General features: G+C 68.4%; 12 protein-coding genes and 1 tRNA gene. 11 read left to right on the forward strand and 2 right to left on the reverse strand.

All coding sequences use genetic code 11. The features are described 5' to 3' along the window. The first annotated feature begins 17 nt into the window (after positions 1 to 17). The 9 genes from nuoN to pnp all read left to right on the forward strand — a co-directional run bounded on the left by nuoN (position 18) and on the right by pnp (position 11,311). The gene (gene nuoN / locus FHR66_RS05210; protein ID WP_167087552.1) at positions 18 to 1,493 is read left to right on the forward strand and encodes an NADH-quinone oxidoreductase subunit NuoN; all 1,476 of its coding nucleotides are present in this window, start codon (positions 18 to 20) and stop codon (positions 1,491 to 1,493) included. A gap of 207 nt (positions 1,494 to 1,700) precedes the next feature. Beyond that, positions 1,701 to 1,777 (forward strand) — tRNA-Met (locus FHR66_RS05215). 207 nt (positions 1,778 to 1,984) lie between these two features. Then, a complete protein-coding gene (gene rimP, locus FHR66_RS05220; RefSeq protein ID WP_160969864.1) occupies positions 1,985 to 2,590 on the forward strand; it encodes a ribosome maturation factor RimP in 606 nt (201 codons plus the stop codon). After that, on the forward strand, positions 2,587 to 4,098 hold the full coding sequence (gene nusA, locus FHR66_RS05225) for a transcription termination factor NusA (RefSeq protein WP_160969862.1): 1,512 nt from the start codon (positions 2,587 to 2,589) through the stop codon (positions 4,096 to 4,098). The genes rimP and nusA overlap by 4 nt, the downstream gene beginning before the upstream one ends. A gap of 95 nt (positions 4,099 to 4,193) precedes the next feature. After that, positions 4,194 to 6,902 carry a translation initiation factor IF-2 gene (gene infB / locus FHR66_RS05230; RefSeq protein ID WP_160969860.1) on the forward strand — a complete coding sequence of 903 codons (2,709 nt, stop codon included), beginning with the start codon at positions 4,194 to 4,196 and terminating at the stop codon, positions 6,900 to 6,902. 114 nt (positions 6,903 to 7,016) lie between these two features. Then, positions 7,017 to 7,430, forward strand: coding sequence for a 30S ribosome-binding factor RbfA (gene rbfA, locus FHR66_RS05235; RefSeq protein ID WP_160969858.1), 414 nt, complete (start codon positions 7,017 to 7,019; stop codon positions 7,428 to 7,430). Between the two features lie 215 nt (positions 7,431 to 7,645). Further along, positions 7,646 to 8,572, forward strand: a complete 927-nt coding sequence (gene truB / locus FHR66_RS05240) for a tRNA pseudouridine(55) synthase TruB (RefSeq protein WP_160969856.1) — start codon at positions 7,646 to 7,648, stop codon at positions 8,570 to 8,572. A 204-nt stretch (positions 8,573 to 8,776) separates the two neighbouring features. Then, on the forward strand, positions 8,777 to 9,037 hold the full coding sequence (gene rpsO, locus FHR66_RS05245) for a 30S ribosomal protein S15 (RefSeq protein WP_003467392.1): 261 nt from the start codon (positions 8,777 to 8,779) through the stop codon (positions 9,035 to 9,037). Positions 9,038 to 9,202: 165 nt separating this feature from the next. Further along, positions 9,203 to 11,311, forward strand: a complete 2,109-nt coding sequence (gene pnp / locus FHR66_RS05250; RefSeq protein WP_160969854.1) for a polyribonucleotide nucleotidyltransferase — start codon at positions 9,203 to 9,205, stop codon at positions 11,309 to 11,311. A 262-nt stretch (positions 11,312 to 11,573) separates the two neighbouring features. On the opposite strand, the gene FHR66_RS05255 is transcribed toward pnp, so the two are convergent. After that, entirely contained in the window at positions 11,574 to 12,917 is a 1,344-nt protein-coding gene (locus FHR66_RS05255; RefSeq protein ID WP_160969852.1) for a sensor domain-containing phosphodiesterase, read from the reverse strand. A gap of 101 nt (positions 12,918 to 13,018) precedes the next feature. Next, positions 13,019 to 13,348, reverse strand: coding sequence for a DUF3175 domain-containing protein (locus FHR66_RS05260; RefSeq protein WP_160969850.1), 330 nt, complete (start codon positions 13,346 to 13,348; stop codon positions 13,019 to 13,021). A gap of 535 nt (positions 13,349 to 13,883) precedes the next feature. Between FHR66_RS05260 and FHR66_RS05265 the strand changes: the two genes are divergently transcribed. Together FHR66_RS05265 and FHR66_RS05270 are read left to right on the forward strand one after the other, a co-directional pair. Then, a complete protein-coding gene (locus FHR66_RS05265; RefSeq protein ID WP_202394935.1) occupies positions 13,884 to 18,227 on the forward strand; it encodes a DEAD/DEAH box helicase in 4,344 nt (1,447 codons plus the stop codon). A gap of 439 nt (positions 18,228 to 18,666) precedes the next feature. Further along, positions 18,667 to 20,334: a methyl-accepting chemotaxis protein gene (locus FHR66_RS05270; protein WP_160969846.1), complete on the forward strand. Its 1,668-nt coding sequence runs from the start codon at positions 18,667 to 18,669 to the stop codon at positions 20,332 to 20,334. Positions 20,335 to 20,395 lie beyond the last annotated feature (61 nt).

Here is a 20,395-nt window from a genome sequence, read left to right on the forward strand (position 1 = left end):
ATTCCAGAGATTTGATGATGACCACCCCTGCGCTGCTGCCTCTGACCACCGTCGACCTGCCGCCCCTGCTGCCCGAGCTAGTGCTGACGGCCGGTGCCTTCTTCCTGCTGATGCTCGATCTGTTCATCAGCGAGCGCAACAAGGCCTGGACCCACATCGTCTCGGTGGCGATCCTGGTCGCGGTGTTCGCGATGCTGCTGGCCGGCGTGGGCGGGCAGGGCGAGGTGTTCAACGGCATGTTCGTGCGCGACGCCGCCGCCGACGTGATGAAGACGGTGATCGTCGGCCTCAGCGCGCTGACCCTGATCTATGGCTGGAGCTACCTGCGCGAGCGCAAGCTGTACCAGGGCGAGATCCCGGTGCTGGTGCTGTTCGCCACGGTCGGCATGATGATCCTGGTCTCGGCCGGCAGCCTGCTGATGGTCTACCTGGGCCTGGAACTGCTGGCGCTGTGCTCCTACGCGCTGGTCGCCTCCAACCGCGACAACGGCATGGCCACCGAAGCGGCGATGAAGTACATCGTGCTCGGTTCGCTGGCCTCCGGCCTGCTGCTGTACGGCATGTCGCTGATCTACGGCGCCACCGGCACGCTGAGCCTGAGCGGCATCCACGAAGCGATCGGCAACGGCCGCGAGCACATGCTGCTGCTCACCGGCACGGTGTTCATGATCGCCGGCGTCGCCTTCAAGCTCGGCGCCGCGCCGTTCCACATGTGGCTGCCGGACGTCTACCAGGGCGCCCCGGCGCCGATCGCGCTGTTCATCAGCTCGGCGTCCAAGCTGGCCGCGTTCGGCATGGCCTACCGCCTGCTGGAAGTGGGCGTGGGCCCGCTGGCGGCGCAGTGGCACTGGGTCATCGGCGGCCTGGCGGCGCTGTCGCTGGTGGTCGGCAACCTGATGGCGGTGGCGCAGAGCAACCTCAAGCGCATGCTGGCGTACTCCACGGTCTCGCACATCGGCTTCCTGCTGCTGGGCGTGGCCGGTGGCGGCGAGCGCGGCTATGCGGCGGCGCTGTTCTACGCGATCTGCTACGCGGTGATGTCCACGGCGTCGTTCGGCGCGATCATCGCGCTGTCGCGCAAGGGCTTCGAAGCCGAGAACATCGACGACTTCAAGGGCCTGAACGCGCGCAACCCGTGGATGGCGTTGCTGGTGCTGTGCATCATGGCCTCGCTGGCCGGCGTGCCGCCGTTCCTGGGCTTCTGGGCCAAGCTGGCGGTGCTGGGCGCGGTGGTTGCAGTGCCCGACCAGAACCTGTGGTGGACCGGCCTGGCCGTGCTGTCGGTGCTGTGCGCGGTGATCGGCGCCTTCTACTACCTGCGCGTGATCAAGGTGATGTACTTCGACGAGCCGGTCGGCACGCCGTTGCCGGCCAACGACGACCGCGTGCTGAGTGTGGCGCTGGGCGTCAATGCGCTCGGCCTGCTGGCCTTCGGCCTGGCCTGGAGCCCGCTGATGGCGTGGTGCCAGCGCGCCTTCGCGCACCTGGCCTGATCTCGAAAGGGCGGTTTTCCCGCTGTTTTACGCCAACGCCGCCGCAAGGCGGCGTTGGCTTTTTTGCATTCGGCGATGCGATTGGTGTTTCGTTTTCCATCGCGTGCGGTTATCATGGCGTCCTTCGAACGGCAGCGTCGCTACCGCATCGAGATGAAAATCAGGGCTTGCAATTGACGCACTGATTCTTCATAATTCCGCTTCTGCTGCGGGGTGGAGCAGTCTGGCAGCTCGTCGGGCTCATAACCCGAAGGTCGCAGGTTCAAATCCTGCCCCCGCTACCATATTTGTCTGCAGCGGCAACCAGTCCATCGGTTGTCTGCGGCAGGGAAGTTTGGGCTTCGCGATGACGCATGTTCCCGTCGTCGCAACCGGAATCCAGCGTGACCGGAGTCGTACCGGACAAGGGGCCCAGAGGGCCCTTTGTCGTTTCCGGGGTCCGGGAAATATCACGCAACCGACTCTTCAACCCTTCAGATGCAAGGCAGGCTGTGAGCGACAAGGCAAACGAAATCGCGACGTTGCTGGGCCCGACCGTGGACGCGTTGGGTTTGGAACTGCTGGGCGCCGAATATCTGCCGGCCCCCGGCGGCGCCACGCTGCGCCTGTATATCGACGTGCCGCTGGCCGAGCAGCCCGAGCGCATCGTCAACATCGACGATTGCGAGCGGGTCAGCCGCGAGGTCTCGGCGCAACTGGACGTGGAAGACCCGATCAGCGGCAACTACACGCTGGAAGTGTCCTCGCCGGGCGTGGACCGGCCGCTGTTCAGCGCCGAACAGTTTTCCCGCCACCTGGGCGAATCGGCCAAGGTGGTGTTGAAGTTGCCGCAGCAGGGCCGTCGGCGCCTGCAGGGGCGCATCGTGCGGGCCGACGCGGATGCCGGCCGGATCACTTTCGAGGTCGACGGCGCCGAACTGGCAGTGGACTTCGACAACATCGACAAGGCGCGGATCATGCCCGACTGGGCCGCGTTGGGCCTGGCCCCGACCAAGCCGGGCAAGGGCCCGAAGCCGGCCGGCAAGAACGCAAAATCCAATAAGAAACCATCCAACGAACCGGCGGCCGACGAGGCTGCGCGCGGAGCGAAAGAATGAGCAAGGAACTGTTGCTGGTAGTCGACGCGGTGGCCAACGAAAAGGGCGTGCCGCGCGAAGTGATCTTCGACGCGATCGAGGCCGCATTGGCGTCGGCGGCGAAGAAGCGCTACCCCGACCAGGACGTGCTGACGCGCGTCACCATCGACCACAAGGACGGCAATTACGAAACCTACCGACGTTGGGAAGTGGTGGCCGACGACGTGGTGATGGAATCGCCCGACCGGCAGATCCGCCTGATGGACGCGGTCGACGAGGCCGAGGGCGTGGACGTCGGCGACTACATCGAAGAGCAGATCGAGAATCCGGACTTCGGCCGCATCGCCGCGCAGGCCGCCAAGCAGGTGATCGTGCAGCGCGTACGCGAGGCCGAGCGGCAGCAGGTGGTGGACGCGTGGAAGGATCGCGTCGGCGAACTGGTCACCGGCGTGGTCAAGCGCGCCGAGCGCGGCAACATCTACGTGGACCTGGGCGGCAACGCCGAGGCCTTCATCCCCAAGGACAAGGGCATTCCGCGCGACGTGCTGCGCGCCGGCGATCGCGTGCGCGGCTATCTGGCCGAAGTGCGTTCGGAGCCGCGTGGCCCGCAGCTGTTCATCAGCCGCGCCGCGCCGGAATTCATGATCGAACTGTTCAAGCTGGAAGTGCCGGAAGTGGGCCAGGGCCTGGTCGAGATCAAGGCCTGCGCGCGCGATCCGGGCGACCGCGCCAAGATCGCGGTGCTGGCGCACGACACCCGCACCGATCCGATCGGCGCCTGCATCGGCATGCGTGGTTCGCGCGTGCAGGCGGTGTCCAACGAGCTCAACGGCGAGCGCGTGGACATCGTGCTGTGGAACGACAACCCGGCCAACTTCGTCATCAATGCGATGGCGCCGGCCGAGGTGCAGTCGATCATCGTCGATGAAGAAAAGCACTCGATGGACCTGGCGGTGGCGGAAGATCGCCTGGCCCAGGCGATCGGCAAGGGCGGCCAGAACGTGCGCCTGGCCAGCCGCCTGACCGGCTGGCAGCTCAACGTGATGACCGCCGAGCAGGTCGCGGCCAAGTCCGAGGCCGAGCAGGCCGTGGCCCGCCAGCTGTTCATGGACAAGCTGGAAGTGGACGAGGAAATCGCCGCGATCCTGGTCGCCGAGGGCTTCAACTCGGTCGAGGAAATCGCCTACGTGCCGGTCGGCGAGCTGCTGGCAGTGGAAGGTTTCGACGAGGACATCGTCGAGGAACTGCGTGCTCGTGCCCGCGACGCGCTGCTCAACGAGGCGCTGGCCGCCGAGGAGAGCGACGAGGATGGTGTGCCGGCGGCGGACCTGCTGTCGCTGCCGGGCATGGACGAAGCCACCGCTTACGCGCTGGCCGGCCATGGTGTGCGTACCAGCGAGGACCTGTCGGATCTGGCTGCCGACGAAATCCTCGAGTTCGGCATCGAGGACCTGGACAAGGACCGCGCCGCGGCCCTGATCCTGGCCGCCCGCGCCGAGGAGATCGCCCGCCTGGAGCGCGGCGAATGAGTCAGCGATGAATGCCGCCCTGACCCGATCAGGGCTTAGAATCCGCGCTACCTTCGCACGCGGCGAGGGGGCGCCAACCAGATCATAGGATCCGAATGTCGCAGCAAACCACCATCCGCAAGCTGGCCGAACTGGTGAACACGCCGGTCGAGAAACTGCTGGTTCAACTGGCCGACGCCGGGATGAAGTTCAGCGGTCCCGACCAGGTCGTCACCAGCACCGAAAAGATGAAGCTGCTGGGCTTCCTGCGCCGTACCCACGGCAAGACCGACAAGCCGGTCGAGGAAGAGGCCCAGGCGGCGCCGAAGAAGATCACCCTGAACCGGCGCAAGCTGCAGGAAGTGACGGTCAGCGCCGGGCGCAGCAAGACCACGGTCAACGTCGAGGTCCGGCAGAAGCGCACCTACGTGAAGTCGGCCGAGGACCTGGCCGCCGAGCGTGCGGCGCCGTCCGCGGGCGGACGGGTGGATGACGAGCGCGCCGAGATCCTGCGCAAGCTGGAGGAATCCAAGCAGCGCAACCTGGCCGAACAGCAGAAGCTGGCCGAGCAGGACCGTGCGCGCGCCGAGGAAATCGAGCGCAAGCGCAAGGCCGAGCAGGACGCGCGCGAGCGCGCCGAGGCCGAGCAACGTGCGGCCCAGGCCGCGCTGAACGCCGAGTCGGCGCCGCCGGCGGCGGCACCGTCCGCGCCTGCCGCCGACCGCAGCGCCGCTGCCGCGCCGCGCGCGCCGCGTCCGCCGATGGCACCGCGTCCGGCGGGTGCAGCGCATCCGGCCAAGCCGGCGGCGCCGCGCAGCGACGACCGCAACAATGCCAACAACAAGCACAAGACCCGCGGCTCGCACGTGATGGTCGCCGGGGTCGAGGACGACGACAGCACTAGCCGCTTCGCCGGCCAGCTGCACCTGTCCGCGGCCGATCGCGCGCGCCGTTCCAACGTGCGCGGCAAGCCGCGCGGCGGCAGCCACAGCGGCGGCCGTCGCCAGGCCGAACCGTTGCGCAGCGGCGGCGGCGCGCACGGTTTCGAGCGTCCCACCGCACCGGTGGTGCGCGAAGTGGCGATCGGCGACACCATCACCGTGGCCGACCTGGCGCAGAAGCTCGCGCTGAAGGGCGGCGACGTGGTCAAGGCGCTGTTCAAGATGGGCGTGATGGCCACCATCACCCAGTCCATCGACCACGACACCGCGGCGCTGATCACCGAAGAGCTCGGCCACAAGCCGGTGCGCGCAGGCAGCGCCGACGCCGAGGACGCGCTGCTGGCGCACACCGAGGACGCGCAGGGCGAGAAGCTGTCGCGGCCGCCGGTGGTCACCATCATGGGCCACGTCGACCACGGCAAGACCTCGTTGCTGGACTACATCCGCCGCACCAAGGTCGCCTCGGGCGAAGCCGGCGGCATCACCCAGCACATCGGCGCCTACCACGTCGAAACCGACCGCGGCGTCATCAGCTTCCTGGATACCCCGGGCCATGCCGCGTTCACCTCGATGCGCGCGCGCGGCGCCAAGCTCACCGACATCGTGGTGCTGGTGGTCGCGGCCGACGACGGCGTGATGCCGCAGACGGTCGAGGCGGTCAAGCATGCGAAGGCGGCCGGCGTGCCGCTGATCGTGGCGGTCAACAAGATCGACAAGTCCGGTGCCGATCCGCTGCGGGTCAAGAACGAACTGCTCGCGCAGGACGTGGTCGCCGAAGAATTCGGTGGCGACACCCAGTTCGTCGAACTCTCGGCCAAGACCGGCCAGGGCATCGATGTGCTGCTGGACGCGATCTCGCTGCAGGCCGAAGTGCTGGAACTGCGGGCGGTGGCCGAAGGCCGCGCCAGCGGCGTGGTGATCGAGTCCTCGCTGGACAAGGGCCGCGGCCCGGTGGCGACGGTGCTGGTGCAGCAGGGCGCGCTGAAGAAGGGCGACTACCTGGTGTGCGGCATCCAGTACGGCCGCGTGCGTGCACTGTTCGACGAGACCGGCAAGCAGCCCGATTCCGCGGGTCCGTCGATCCCGGTGCAGGTGCTCGGCCTGTCCGGCGTGCCGGATGCCGGCGACGACTTCGTGGTCGTCGACGACGAGCGCCTGGCCAAGGACGTGGCGCAGCAGCGCGAGACCAAGCGCCGCGAGTCGCGCCTGGTGTCCTCGGCGGGCAGCCGCATGGAAGACATCATGTCGCAGCTCGGCAAGGGCGAAGGCCAGCTGTCGCTGAACCTGGTGATCAAGGCCGACGTGCAGGGTTCGGTGGAAGCGCTGAAGCAGTCGCTGACCGCGCTGTCCAACGAGCAGATCCGCATCAACGTGATCCACTCCGGCGTGGGCGGCATCACCGAGTCCGATGCGAATTCGGCGCTGGCGTCCAAGGCCACGGTGATCGGCTTCAACGTGCGTGCCGACGCCTCGGCGCGGCGCATCATCGAGACCAACGGCATCGACCTGCGTTACTTCTCGATCATCTACGACGTGATCGACCAGGTGAAGCAGGTGGCGTCCGGTCTGCTGGGCGTGGAGATCCGCGAAGAGATCATCGGTGTCGCCCAGGTGCGCGACGTGTTCCGCAGCTCCAAGTTCGGCGCCGTCGCCGGCTGTATGGTCGTGGAGGGCGTGGTCAAGCGCAACAAGCCGATCCGCGTGCTGCGCGACAACACCGTGGTGTTCGAGGGCGAGCTGGAGTCGCTGCGTCGCTTCAAGGAGAACGTCGACGAAGTGCGCAACGGCACCGAGTGCGGTATCGGCGTGAAGGCCTACAACGACGTCAAGGCCGGCGACCAGATCGAGTGCTTCGAGCGCATCGAAGTGCAGCGCACGCTGTAAGAAGCCGGGATTCGGGAATCGGGATTGGGGAATGGGAGGAGCGGGGCGCTGCAGGCGCTTCGCTCGTCCCAGCTCCTTCCGGGTTCCTTTGTTCCGAACAACGAGATTTCCGATATGCCCACCAAATCCTTTCACCGTACCGATCGCGTGTCCGCGCAGATCCGTCGCGACCTCGGCACGATCGTGCACGCGGCCGTGCGCGATCACGGCCTGCCGTCGGTCAGCGTGTCCGACGTCGAGGTCACCCGCGATCTGGCCCATGCCAAGGTGTTCGTCACCGCGCTGATGCAGGAGCGCTCGGCCGAGGCGGTCAAGGGCCTGAAGGAGCTGGCGCCGCAGCTGCGCAGCGAGCTGGCCCGGGCGATGAAGCTGCGCCACGTGCCCGAGCTGCATTTCCACTACGACGATTCGGTCGATCGCGGCGAGCGCATCGACAATCTGCTGCGCGACATGCCGGAGCTGCAGCAAGATCAGGACGACGACAGCCGTGCCGCCGACGACGGCGAAGCATCGCCGCGCAAGGACTGAGTCCGCCGCCGATGCCCCGGCATCGGCGCCTACTGTTTGAACGGACACGTCGAACGCGGACGTTTCGTCTCGGCCGCGATCGCGGCGCTGCCTCATCCGCAACCGGCCCGCTGTTGTGCGTGCCTTCGCTATCTGCCTGTGTCGGTCGCACGCGCCCGGCAGATGCCGGATTCGCCCATCCCGAATCCCCAATCCCAACTCCCCGCCTGCACTCCATGCCTGTCTTCGGTCCGCGTCTGCCCCGTATCGTCTTCCGTCGCCTCGATGGCATCGTGCTGCTCGACAAGCCGATCGGCATGAGTTCCAACGCGGCGCTGCAGGCGGCGCGGCGGCTGTTCCGTGCCGAGAAGGGCGGCCACACCGGCAGCCTGGACCCGCTCGCCACCGGGCTGCTGCCGCTGTGCTTCGGCGAGGCGACCAAGCTGGCCGGGCTGCTGCTCGGCTCGGCCAAGGCCTACGAAGCGGAGGTCGTGCTCGGCGTCACCACCGACAGCGACGATGCCGAGGGTGCGGTGCTGCGGACCCGGCCGGTGCCGCCGCTGGACGCGGCCGCCCTGGAGGCGGCGCTGGCACCGCTGCGCGGGCGCATCCGCCAGCGCGCGCCGATCTATTCCGCGCTCAAGCAGGGCGGCGAGCCGCTGTACGTCAAGGCGCGCCGCGGCGAGGCGATCGAGGCGCCGGAGCGCGAGGTCGAGGTGCATGCGATCGACGTACTGGCCCACGCCGGCGATCGTCTGCGCCTGCACGTGGCCTGCGGGTCTGGCACCTACATCCGCAGCCTGGCCCGCGACCTGGGCGAGGCGCTGGGCTGCGGCGCGCACATTGCCGCGCTGCGGCGGCTGTGGGTGGAGCCGTTCCGCAACCCGCAGATGGTCACCCTGGAGCACCTGCAGCAGTTGGCCGCGCAGGATCCGGCAGCACTGGAGGCGCTGGTGCTGCCGCTGGCCGCCGGCCTGGCCGATTTCCCGCCGGTGCGCCTGGAGCCTGCTGCGGCGCAGCGTTTCCGCATGGGCCAGCGGCTGCGCGATCCGGCCTGGGCGCCCGGCCTGGCTGCGGTGTTCGACGCCGAGGGCGTCCCGCTGGGCCTGGGCCAGGTCGATGCGAGCGGGCTGCTGGCGCCGCAGCGCATGTTCAATCCGTGACCGCGCAGCGGTCGCGCCGGGCGTTACCTGACCGTCGTTCAGTCATGACACCGTCTTAACGCCTTGTTCCTGCAGGCCGGGACCGGTACAATTTCGCGGCCTTTCCGGCACGCTGCGCTCCGGCGCAATCCTTCGCAATCGGCGAGCCAGGCGGTGCGTCCTCTGCACGTTCCTGCCGGCCCCGCATCTCAGAGAAAACATCCCATGTCCATCGACACCCAGAAAGTCATCGAAGAAAACAAGCGCGGCGCTGCCGACACCGGTTCGCCGGAAGTCCAGGTCGCCCTGCTGACCGCCCGCATCGAACTGCTGACCGGCCACTTCAAGACCCACAAGAAGGACCACCACAGCCGCCGCGGCCTGCTGCAGATGGTCAACCGCCGCCGCAGCCTGCTCGACTATCTGAAGAAGAAGGATGGCGAGCGCTACAAGGCGCTGATCGAGAAGCTCGGCCTGCGTCGCTGAGGCAAACGAACCCCGCCGCGGCGCAGTGATGCGCCGCGGTTTTGTTTTGGGTAGTACCGTGGTCCGGAGATTGCTCCGCGCCACCGGCCGGATCCTCCCGGCCACCCGCCAGCGGCATGGGCCGTCAGCGGTCCATTTGCAGACAGCATCATCCAAGGAAACCCCGTGGCAAAAATCACCAAAACCTTCCAGTACGGCAAGCACACCGTCACCCTCGAAACCGGCGAGATCGCACGCCAGGCCGGCGGTGCCGTCATCGTCAAGATGGACGACACCGTACTGCTGGTCACCGCCGTCGCCGCCAAGAGCGCGCGCGAAGGTCAGGACTTCTTCCCGCTGACGGTCGACTATCAGGAGAAGTTCTACGCCGGCGGCCGCATCCCCGGCGGCTTCTTCAAGCGCGAGGGCCGTGCGACCGAGAAGGAGACGCTGATTTCGCGGCTGATCGACCGTCCGATCCGTCCGCTGTTCCCGGAGGATTACAAGAACGAAGTGCAGATCATCGCCACGGTGATGTCGATGAACCCGGACATCGACGGCGACATCGCCGCGCTGATCGGCGCCTCGGCCGCGCTGTCGCTGGCCGGCACCCCGTTCAACGGCCCGATTGGCGCCGCCAAGGTCGGTTACAAGAACGGCGAATACATCCTCAACCCGACCGTGTCGGAGCTGAAGGACTCGCAGCTGGAGCTGGTCGTCGCCGGTACCGCCAACGCGGTGCTGATGGTCGAATCCGAAGCCGCGCTGCTGTCGGAAGAAGTGATGCTGGGCGCGGTCACCTTCGGTCATCGCGAGATGCAGAAGGTCATCAACATCATCAACGAGCTGACCGTCGAAGCCGGCACCAAGCCGTCCGACTGGGTCGCCCCGGCCAAGAACGAGGCCATGATCGCCGCGCTGAAGGAAGCGGTTGGCGATCAGCTGGCGTCGGCCTTCCAGGTGCGCGACAAGCTGCAGCGCCGCGATGCGATCTCGGCGATCAAGAAGGACGTGATGGCGCAGCTGGCGCCGCGCGCCGCTGCCGAAGGCTGGGTCGCTGCCGACCTGTCCAAGGAGTTCGGCGAGCTGGAATACCAGACCATGCGCGGTTCGGTGCTGAGCACCAAGGTGCGCATCGACGGCCGTGCGCTGGACACCGTGCGCCCGATCAGCGTGAAGGCCGGCGTGCTGCCGCGTACCCACGGCTCGGCGCTGTTCACCCGCGGCGAGACCCAGGCGATCGTGGTCACCACGCTGGGCACCGCCCGCGACGGCCAGGTGATCGACGCGGTCTCCGGCGAGTACAAGGAAAACTTCCTGTTCCATTACAACTTCCCCCCGTACTCGGTGGGCGAGTGCGGCCGCTTCGGCGCGCCCAAGCGTCGCGAGATCGGCCACGGCCGCCTCGCCAAGCGCGGCGTGCTGGCAGTGATGCCGACCATGGAAGAGTTCCCGTACACCATCCGCGTGGTCTCGGAAATCACCGAATCCAACGGTTCCTCGTCGATGGCCTCGGTCTGCGGTTCGTCGCTGGCGCTGATGGACGCCGGCGTGCCGGTGAAGGCGCCGGTGGCCGGTATCGCCATGGGCCTGGTGAAGGAAGGCAACGACTTCGTGGTGCTGTCGGACATCCTGGGCGATGAAGATCACCTGGGCGACATGGACTTCAAGGTCGCCGGTACCGCCGAGGGCGTGTCCGCGCTGCAGATGGACATCAAGATCGAAGGCATCACCGAAGAGATCATGAAGCAGGCCCTGGCGCAGGCCAAGGCCGGCCGACTGCACATCCTCGGCGAGATGGCCAGCGCGCTGACCACCCCGCGTGCGGAGCTGAGCGACTACGCGCCGCGCCTGCTGACGATCAAGATCCACCCGGACAAGATCCGCGAAGTGATCGGCAAGGGTGGTTCCACCATCCAGGCGATCACCAAGGAAACCGGCACCCAGATCGACATCCAGGACGATGGCACCATCGTCATCGCCTCGGTCAACGCGATCGCTGCGCAGGCCGCCAAGGCGCGCATCGAGCAGATCACCTCGGACGTCGAGCCGGGCCGCATCTACGAAGGCAAGGTCGCCAAGATCATGGACTTCGGCGCGTTCGTGACCATCCTGCCGGGCAAGGACGGCCTGGTGCACGTCTCGCAGATCTCCAGCGAGCGCGTGGAGAAGGTCGGCGACAAGCTGAAGGAAGGCGACGTGGTCAAGGTCAAGGTGCTGGAAGTCGACAAGCAGGGCCGCATCCGCCTGTCGATGAAGGCCGTCGAGGAAGGCGAGGGCGTGTCGGCCGAATAAGCCGCGCGCGTCCACTGCCGTTCCAGGAAAAAGCGGGCTTCGGCCCGCTTTTTTCTTGCCTGGTGTTTGCGCAGGCGCAGCAACTTGCGAACGTGCCGTGTTGGTCGACGTTCGTGTGGATCAGGGTGGGGGCGGGGCATCGTCTGAGCGGCTTCAGCCGCGACAGCGCGCCACCGGTGACGCCAGGTCGCGGCTGAAGCCGCTCCTGCACAGGATGTCCGTGGCGGGCGTGGCCGGAACGCAACGCTCGATCGCGCGCGGCTCAGCCGCTGCCGTCGCCGATCGCCGGATAGCGCGCCAGGTGCGCCGACAGCGGCCCGGGATGGGCGAGCTGGTAGCCCTGGCCGTAGCGCGCGCCCAGCGCCTGCAGCGTCGCCAGTTCGCTCTCGGTCTCGATGCCTTCGACGACCACGTCTGCATTGGTTTCCGCGGCGAAGGACAGGATCGCCATCGCCAGCCGCTGCCGACGCGGCTCGGCGTCGATGCCGCGGGTCAGGGTCAGGTCCAGCTTGATGATGTCCGGCGCCAAATGCAGCAGGTGGCGCAGGCTGGCGAAGCCGGTGCCGGCGTCGTCCAGGGCGATGCGCAGGCCCTGCCGCTGCAGCAGGCCGATGTGCTCGGACAGGCGCGGATAGTCCGGCGCCTGCAGTTGCTCGGTGATTTCCAGCACGATCCGCGACAGGTCGTGGCCGTGCAGCAGCGCCTGCAGTCGCGGATGCAGCAGCGTGGGCGCGGACACGTTGATCGCCAGGTACAGCGGCGCCGGCAACTGCGCCAACAGTTCCAGTGCCTTGCACGCAGCGGCCAGTTCCAGCTCCAGCCCCAGCCCGACCCGGCTTGCGTCGTCGAACCAGCGCAGCGGCGGCATCGCCGGATTGGCCGGAAAGCGCGATAGCGCTTCCACGCCAACGATGTGCTGCGATGCCAGGGCCAGCACCGGCTGGGTCACGATCTGCAGGCGCGCATCGGCGATGGTTTCGCGGATGCGGGTGGCGATCGCCGCCTTCTCGCGAAATGCGTGTTTCTCCACGTCCTGGCGGCGCGCGATGTCGGTCTGCAGCGCGGCGCGGTCCATGGCCAGCGCCAGCGTCGCCCCGACCAGGGTCGCCAGCAGTTCCAGCGTGCGCACGTCCTGTGCACTGTAGGCGTCGGGTTGTGGCGCCAGTACCTTGAGCACGCCGATGCTGCGGTCGCCGTAGCGCAGCGGCACCACCAGCATCGAGCGCAGGCCGATGCGACGACAGGCTGCGCGATCCACCCGTGGATCGATTTCCGAATCGTCGCAGCGCAATACCTGGCCGCTGCGCATGCACAGGCCGGACAAGCTGCCATTGCTGGGCAGGCGCAGGCCGAGGTGGCGCTCGGCGACGCCGCTGGCCGACCAGTACAGCATGTCGTTGCCGTCGCACATCTCCACCACGGCGCCGTTGGAGCGTGTCAGCTCCTGCGCGCGGTGGGTGACGACATCCACCACCTGCAACGGATCGCTGCCGGCCGCCGCGATCTCGCCCTGCGCCAGGATGATGCGCGACAGCAGCGCCGCGTCGTCTTGCGTCGCGGCGGCGGTGTGCTGGATGAGATCCGAAATGTCGGATGCCTTGGCCATGTCCGCATCATGTGCAATGCGTTGGAGGACGGCAATCGGGCGGCGCGCGCGTGGCGTAGGCAGCGTACGGAACTGATCGCTCCATCACGCTGCACAATCGTCTACGTTCTGTCGCTTGCGTCACCTTTGCGTGGTTTGCCATACAGGCTGCGCAACTCGTCCTTGGCCTGCTCCAGGATCTGGCGGCGCTGCGCCGGCAGCTGATCGCCGGCCCGATTGATGTAGAAGGTCAGCATCGACATGGCCGAGCGATACGGACCGGTGCGGCGGCGTGCATGCAGGTCGGCCGACTGCTTGAGTGCACGTGCGATCGCGGCCGGGTCGTGGCCTTCGAAGACGGCCGGCGCGACGCCGAGCGATTGTGGCGCGTCGCGGTTGCGCTGCTGGCTCGGGTCGTTACTGGTGGTGAGGTACGGTCTGCTCTGTGCCATTGGTGATGCTCCTTGGCGATGGCGGATGGAGTGATACAACGCATACGCAGCCCAGCAATGCAGGACCCGATGGCAGATGCCGCCGCCACCCGCTGCCGTACGCGACAAGGCGACGGCAGTGCGACATCGAAGGGGAACGGTGCGGAGGCGACGCGAACGCACGCCGCCGCAGTCGCGTGCGCAGGTCGTGGAGCGTCCCGCGCACGTGATGGGCGATGCCGTTTTTCGCTGGTGTTGCCGTGCCGCATTCCGTTCCCAGAAGCGAAGCTCGCGTGTGTTTCGCAAACGCTAGGCCGAGATACGTGATGCCGTCGACAACATAACCGCGCTGCGCGGAGCGAGTTGTAGACATTATGTCGTTCGATGAACGCTTAATGGAAAAGCCCCTAAAAAAAGGGCTCGCGTGCAAATGCGCTTGATCGCTTGGATAACGTCACCATTTTCATTGTCGAGGCGATGGCGCGAGACAGTCGCGTGGACAATGCGCACGGGTGGCATCGCCGGCGCGCCGCACGCCGGCGCAATAGGAGATCGCATGTCCTTGGCGCAAACGCGCTTTCATCCTGCCGTTTCCCGCTGGTTCGAACAGCGTTTCGCTGCGCCCACGCCGGCGCAGGCGGCGGCGTGGCCGGCGATCCAGGCCGGACGACACACGCTGGTCGCCGCGCCGACCGGTTCCGGCAAGACCCTCACCGCGTTTCTTGCCGCGCTGGATGCGCTGGTGCGCGAAGGTCTGCGCGAAGGCGGCCTGCAGGACCGCACCCAGGTGCTGTACGTCTCGCCACTGAAAGCGCTTTCAAACGACATCCAGCTCAATCTGGAGGCGCCGCTGCAGGGCATTCGCGCCGAACTGGCGGCGTTGGGTTTGCCGGATGTGCACATTCGCACCGCGGTGCGCACCGGCGACACGCCGCAGCGCGAGCGCGCGCAGGCGCGGCGGCGTCCGCCGCACGTGCTGGTGACCACGCCGGAGTCGCTGTACGTGCTGCTCGGGTCGGTGTCCGGGCGCGAGACGCTGCGCCATGTGCGCACGGTGATCGTCGACGAGATCCATGCGCTGGCGGCGAACAAGCGCGGCAGCCATCTGGCGCTGTCGCTGCAGCGCCTGCAGCAGCTTTGCGAGGTGCCGCCGCTGCGCATCGGCCTGTCGGCGACGCAGAAGCCGATCGATGCGGTCGCGCGCTTCCTGGTCGGCAGCGCGGCGGTGCACGACGGCGAGGCGGACTGCGCCATCGTCGACATCGGCTATGCGCGCGCCCGCGACCTGGCGCTGGAGGTGCCGCCGACGCCGCTCAGCGTGACCATGTCCGCCGACCAGTGGCAGCAGGCGTATACGCGCCTGGCCGAGCTGGTGCGCGCGCACCGCACCACCCTGGTGTTCGTCAATACCCGGCGCATGGCCGAGCGCACCGCCCGGCACCTGGGTGAACTGCTCGGTACGCAGGCGGTGGCGGCGCATCACGGCAGCCTGGCACGCGAGACCCGGCTGCTCGCCGAGCGCCGGCTCAAGGCTGGCGAGCTGCAGGTGCTGGTGGCCACGGCGTCGCTGGAGCTGGGCCTGGACATCGGCGACGTCGACCTGGTCTGCCAGCTCGGTTCGCCGCGTTCGATCGCCGCGTTCCTGCAGCGCGCGGGACGCTCCGGGCATGCGGTGGGCGGCACGCCGAAGGCGCGGCTGTTTCCGCAGTCGCGTGACGACCTGGTCGAATGCGCGGCCCTGCTGGACTGCGTGCGCCGCGGCGAACTGGATGCGCTGCGCATGCTCGACGCGCCGCTGGACGTGCTCGCCCAGCAACTCGTCGCCGAGGTGGCCTGCCAGGAGTGGGAGGAAGACGCGCTGTACGCGCTGGTGCGTGGCGCCTGGCCGTATGCGGCCTTGCCGCGCGCGCAGTTCGACGCGGTGCTGCGCATGCTCAGCGAAGGCTTCAGCACGCGGCTGGGGCCGCGCGCCGGCTACCTGCATCGCGATGCGGTGCATCGCCGCGTGCGCCAGCGTCGCGGTGCGCGGATGGCGGCACTCACCTCCGGCGGCACCATTCCCGAGACTGGCGACTACAGCGTGGTGCTGGAGCCGCAGGCGCAGACCATCGGCACGGTCAACGAGGATTTCGCGGTGGAGAGCCTGGGCGGCGACGTGTTCCAGCTCGGCAACGCCAGCTACCGCATCCTGCGCGTGGAAGCGGGGCGGGTGCGGGTGGAGGACGCGCGCGGCGCGCCGCCCAACATCCCGTTCTGGATCGGCGAAGCGCCCGGGCGCAGCGACGCGCTGTCGCTGGGCGTGTCGCGGCTGCGCGCCGAAGTCGAGCAGGCGCTGGAGCAGGGCGGGACGGCGCAGGCACTGCAGTGGCTGTGCGGTCCGCTGGCGCTGGACGCCGCCGCCGCGCAGCAGATCGTCGACTACCTGGGCCGTGCGCATGCGGCGCTGGGCGCCTTGCCGACCCAGCAGTGCATCGTGCTGGAGCGCTTCTTCGACGCCACCGGCGGCACCCAACTGGTGATCCACAGCGTCTACGGCAGCCGCATCAACCGCGCCTGGGGCCTGGCCCTGCGCAAGCGTTTTTGCCGCACCTTCAATTTCGAATTGCAGGCGGCCGCGACCGAGGACGCGATCGTGCTGTCGCTGTCGACCCGGCACAGCTTCGCCCTGGACGAGGTGGCGCGTTACCTGCGTGCCGCATCGGCGCTGGACGTGCTGGTGCAGGCGCTGCTGGATGCGCCGCTGTTCGGCGTGCGCTGGCGCTGGAACGCCACCAACGCGCTGGCGCTGCCGCGCTTCACCGGCGGGCGCAAGGTCGCGCCGCAACTGCAGCGGATGAAGTCCGAGGATCTGCTGGCCACGGTGTTCCCCGATCAGGTGGCCTGTGCGGAAAACCTGGTCGGCGAGCGCGAGATTCCCGAGCACCCGCTGGTGGCGCAGACCCTGCGCGACTGCCTGGACGAGGCGATGGACAGCGCCGGCTGGCTGCAGCTGCTGCGCGGCATCGAGGCCGGCGAGGTGCGCGTGCTGGCGCGCGAACTGACCGCGCCGTCGCCGCTGGCGGCCGAGGCGCTGGATGCGCGGCCCTATGCCTTTCTCGACGACGCCCCGCTGGAAGAACGGCGAACCCAGGCGGTGCACAGCCGCCGCTATCAGGATCCGGACAGCGCCGACGATCTCGGCCAGTTGGACTCGCAGGCGATCGCCGCGGTGCGCGAGGAGGCCTGGCCGCAGCCGCGCAGCCGCGACGAGATGCACGAGGCGCTGCTCACGCTCGGCGTGGTGAGCGCGGACGAGGCCGCCGCGCAGCCGCAGTGGCGACACTGGTTGGGTGAACTGGCCGCCGATGCGCGTGCCACCTGCCTGCACGGCGTCGACGGCGCCGCCGCGGCGCTGTGGGTGGCGGCCGAAGCACTGGCGGCGGTGGCGCCGCTGTACCCGCGGGCCAGCGCGCAACCGGTCATCGCCGTGCCCGAGGGCTACGCGATCGCCGACTGGGACCGCGACACCGCGTTGCGCGAGTTGCTGCGCTGGCGCTTGGCCGGCCTGGGGCCGGTCACCGCCGAGGCGTTGGCGGCGCCGCTGCAGCTGCCGCTGCGCGAGGTGCAGGCCGGGTTGCTGGCGCTGCAACAGGACGGCTATGTGCTGGGCGGACGGTTCAGCGCCGACGCCGATGCCGAGGAGTGGTGCGAGCGTCACCTGCTGGCGCGGATCCACCGCTACACCCTCGGCCGCCTGCGTCGCGAGATCGAGCCGGTGGCGCCGCGCGACTACGCGCGCTTCCTGTTCCGCTGGCAGCATCTGGATGCGCAGGGCCAGGTGGAGGGCGCCGAGGCGCTGGCCGCGGTGCTGGCGCAACTGGAGGGCGTGGAGGCCGCGGCGCCGCTGTGGGAAGCGGAGCTGTTGCCGGCGCGGGTGCGCGACTACCGCCCGGCATGGCTGGACGAGGCCTGCAGCGCCGGCCGCACGCTGTGGACGCGGCTGCGCCCCGGCGCCGGCGGCGCCGCGCCGACGCTGCGCAGCACGCCGATCCTGTTGCTGCCGCGGCGCAGCGCCGGGCAGTGGTCGCGGCTGTCGCCCGCTCCGGAAGCCGGCGCGCTGGGCTCGCGCGCGCGCAAGGTCGCCGACCATCTCGAGGCGCACGGTGCCTCCTTCTTCGACGAGATCGCCGAAGCCACCCGCCTGCTGTCCACCGAACTGGAGGCGGCGCTGGCCGAACTGGTCGCCGCCGGCCGGGTCCATTGCGACAGCTACGCCGGCCTGCGCGCCTTGCTGGTGCCGGCATCGAAGCGGCCCTCGGCGCTGTCGCGGCGGCGGCCGCGCATGGCGCTGTACGGCGGCATCCAGGACGCCGGGCGCTGGGCGCTGTTGCGGGCCGGCCCCGAGGCCGACGACCCGGCCGCACGCAGCGAGGCGGTCGAGCACGTCGCACGGACCCTGCTGCGCCGCTACGGCGTGGTCTGCTGGCGCCTGCTCGAGCGCGAGGCGGCCTGGTTGCCGCCGTGGCGCGAAGTGTTGCGGGTCTACCAGCGCCTGGAGGCGCGCGGCGAGATCCGTGGCGGACGCTTCATCGATGGCCTGTCCGGCGAACAGTTCGCTCTGCCCGAGGCGATCGGCCTGCTGCGGCAACTGCGCCGCGAGCCCGGCAACGGCACCTGGGTGTGCGTGGCCGCCGCCGATCCGGCCAATCTGCTCGGCAGCGTGCTGTCCGGCACGCGGGTGCCGCGGGTCGCGGGGGCGCGCGTGCTGTACCGCGACGGCGTGCCGATGGCGAGCTGGGCCGGCGAGCGCTTCGAGCCGCTGCAGGACATGGAGGCCGAGGAACTCGCGCGCGCGCAGCGGCTGTTGCGTGGCGGCACTGCGGCGCAACGGCAAACGGTCGCGGCACTGCCGATGGTGTGAAGGCGCTGGGCCATGGACGCGCTCGCGCACGGCGATGGCGGGCATATCGGCGCTGCTTTCACATTCTGTCTACAAATTAAAGGGGTTGGCATCCCACTTCGCCCTTGGTGCAAAACAGGGGTCATCTGCCATTGCAGAAAAACTGCGGCATCCACGCCGTCGGCGCCCGGCGAGCTTCTTCACATGCGTCGAGTGCTGCGGCGCAACGCCTGTTGCGCATTCAGTCAGCGCCGCCGCCGTGCGGCCGATATGCGGAATTCTGCAGTTTTCACGCCTTTTAAAGGCGCCATCAATGACGCCGATAGCTCTCACGCACAGACGTTGCGGCGCAGCGTCCTCGCTCACGAACGAGCGAGTGTGTCCACTCCGCGGGGCGCTGCGGAAGACGGCCGGAGCGCTGCTGGCGCAACCGGACGCAGACAAAGAATCGAGGTACACCATGTTGGGCAATATGAAAATCGGGGTCAGGCTGACGGCGGCATTCCTGATCGTGGCGGCGATCGGCGCCTGTATCGGCTGGATCGGCATCCGCAACTCGGGTCGCATCAACGATTACGCCACGGTGCTGTACGAGCGCGAGTTGCTCGGCCTGTCGCACCTGAAAGAGGCCAACATCAATCTGATCAACGCCGGCCGTTCGCGCGCCAACCTGCAGTTGGCCAGCACGGAGGAAGATCGCGCCAAGCATGTCGCCAGCCTCGACAAGTACACCGCCAAGGTGGTCGAGCACATGGACAAGGCCAGGGCCTCGTTCGACGACCCGGACACGCTGGCCAAGCTGGCCCGCTTCGACCAGGTGTGGAAGACCTATCTGGAGCGGCGCGGCCAGTTCGTCGACTCGGTGATGCGCGAGCCGCTGCCGCAAGGCAATGCGCAGCTGGCGGACCTGTCCAAGGGCGTGCGCAGCAGCTCCGACGAACTGGATGCGCTGATGTCGGAACTGAGCGAGATCAAGGAGGCGAATGCGTCCAAGGCCAACGACGCCACCGATGAGATCTACGCCAGCAGCACCCACACCCTGCTGGCCATCGTGATCGGCGGCGTGCTGCTCGGCGTGGGCCTGGGCGTGTTCATCAGCCGCAGCGTGACCCGGCCGATCGAAAAGGCGGTCAGCGTGGCCAATGCGCTGTCCGAGGGCGACCTGAGCATGTCGATCGACGTGCGCGGCCGCGACGAGACCGCGCAGCTGCTGCTGGCGATGCAGCGCATGGTCGAGAAGCTGCAGCAGGTGGTCGGCGAGGTCAACGCCAGTGCGCAGAGCCTGGCTGGCGCCTCGGAAGAAGTCAGCGCCACCGCGCAGTCGTTGAGCCAGGCCTCGACCGAGCAGGCCGCCGGCGTGGAGGAGACCAGCGCCTCGCTGGAGCAGATGACCGCTTCCATCGCGCAGAACACCGACAACGCCAAGGTCACCGACGGCATGGCCGCGCAAGCCGCCCGCGAGACGCTGGAAGGCGGCCAGGCGGTGGTGGCCACGGTGGCGGCGATGAAGCAGATCGCGCACAAGATCGGCATCATCGACGACATCGCCTACCAGACCAACCTGCTGGCACTGAACGCGGCGATCGAGGCCGCACGTGCCGGCGAGCACGGCAAGGGCTTCGCCGTGGTCGCCGCGGAAGTGCGCAAGCTGGCCGAGCGTAGCCAGGTGGCCGCGCAGGAGATCGGCGAGGTGGCCGGCTCCAGCGTGGAACTGGCCGAACGCGCCGGGCAGCTGCTGGAGACCATCGTGCCCAGCATCAAGAAGACTTCGGATCTGGTGCAGGAAATCACCGCCGCCTCGCAGGAGCAGTCCTCCGGCGTCGCACAGATCAATGTGGCGGTTGTGCAACTGAGCCAGATCACCCAGCAGAACGCCACCGCCTCCGAAGAGCTGGCGGCCACCGCCGAATCGATGAGCACGCAGGCCGTGCAGTTGCAGGACAGCATGGCGTTCTTCCAGTTGTCCGCTGCCACGCGGCGTGCCACGCATATGCCGGACGAAGGCGAGGCGCCGCTGTCGCTGCGTGCGGCCGGCTCGCGCTGGGCGACGCGTGCGCCCTCCGCGGCCGCGCGCCGTCCCGGTGCAGGCAATCGCGACCGCAACGAAGCGCTGCTGGGCCGCGCCTGATCCATTCCCTGGCGGCGCAGGTCGCGCCGCCAGTTCCATGTCGATGTCGTTGTCACAACTG

The organism is Xanthomonas sp. F4 (assembly GCF_011761895.1).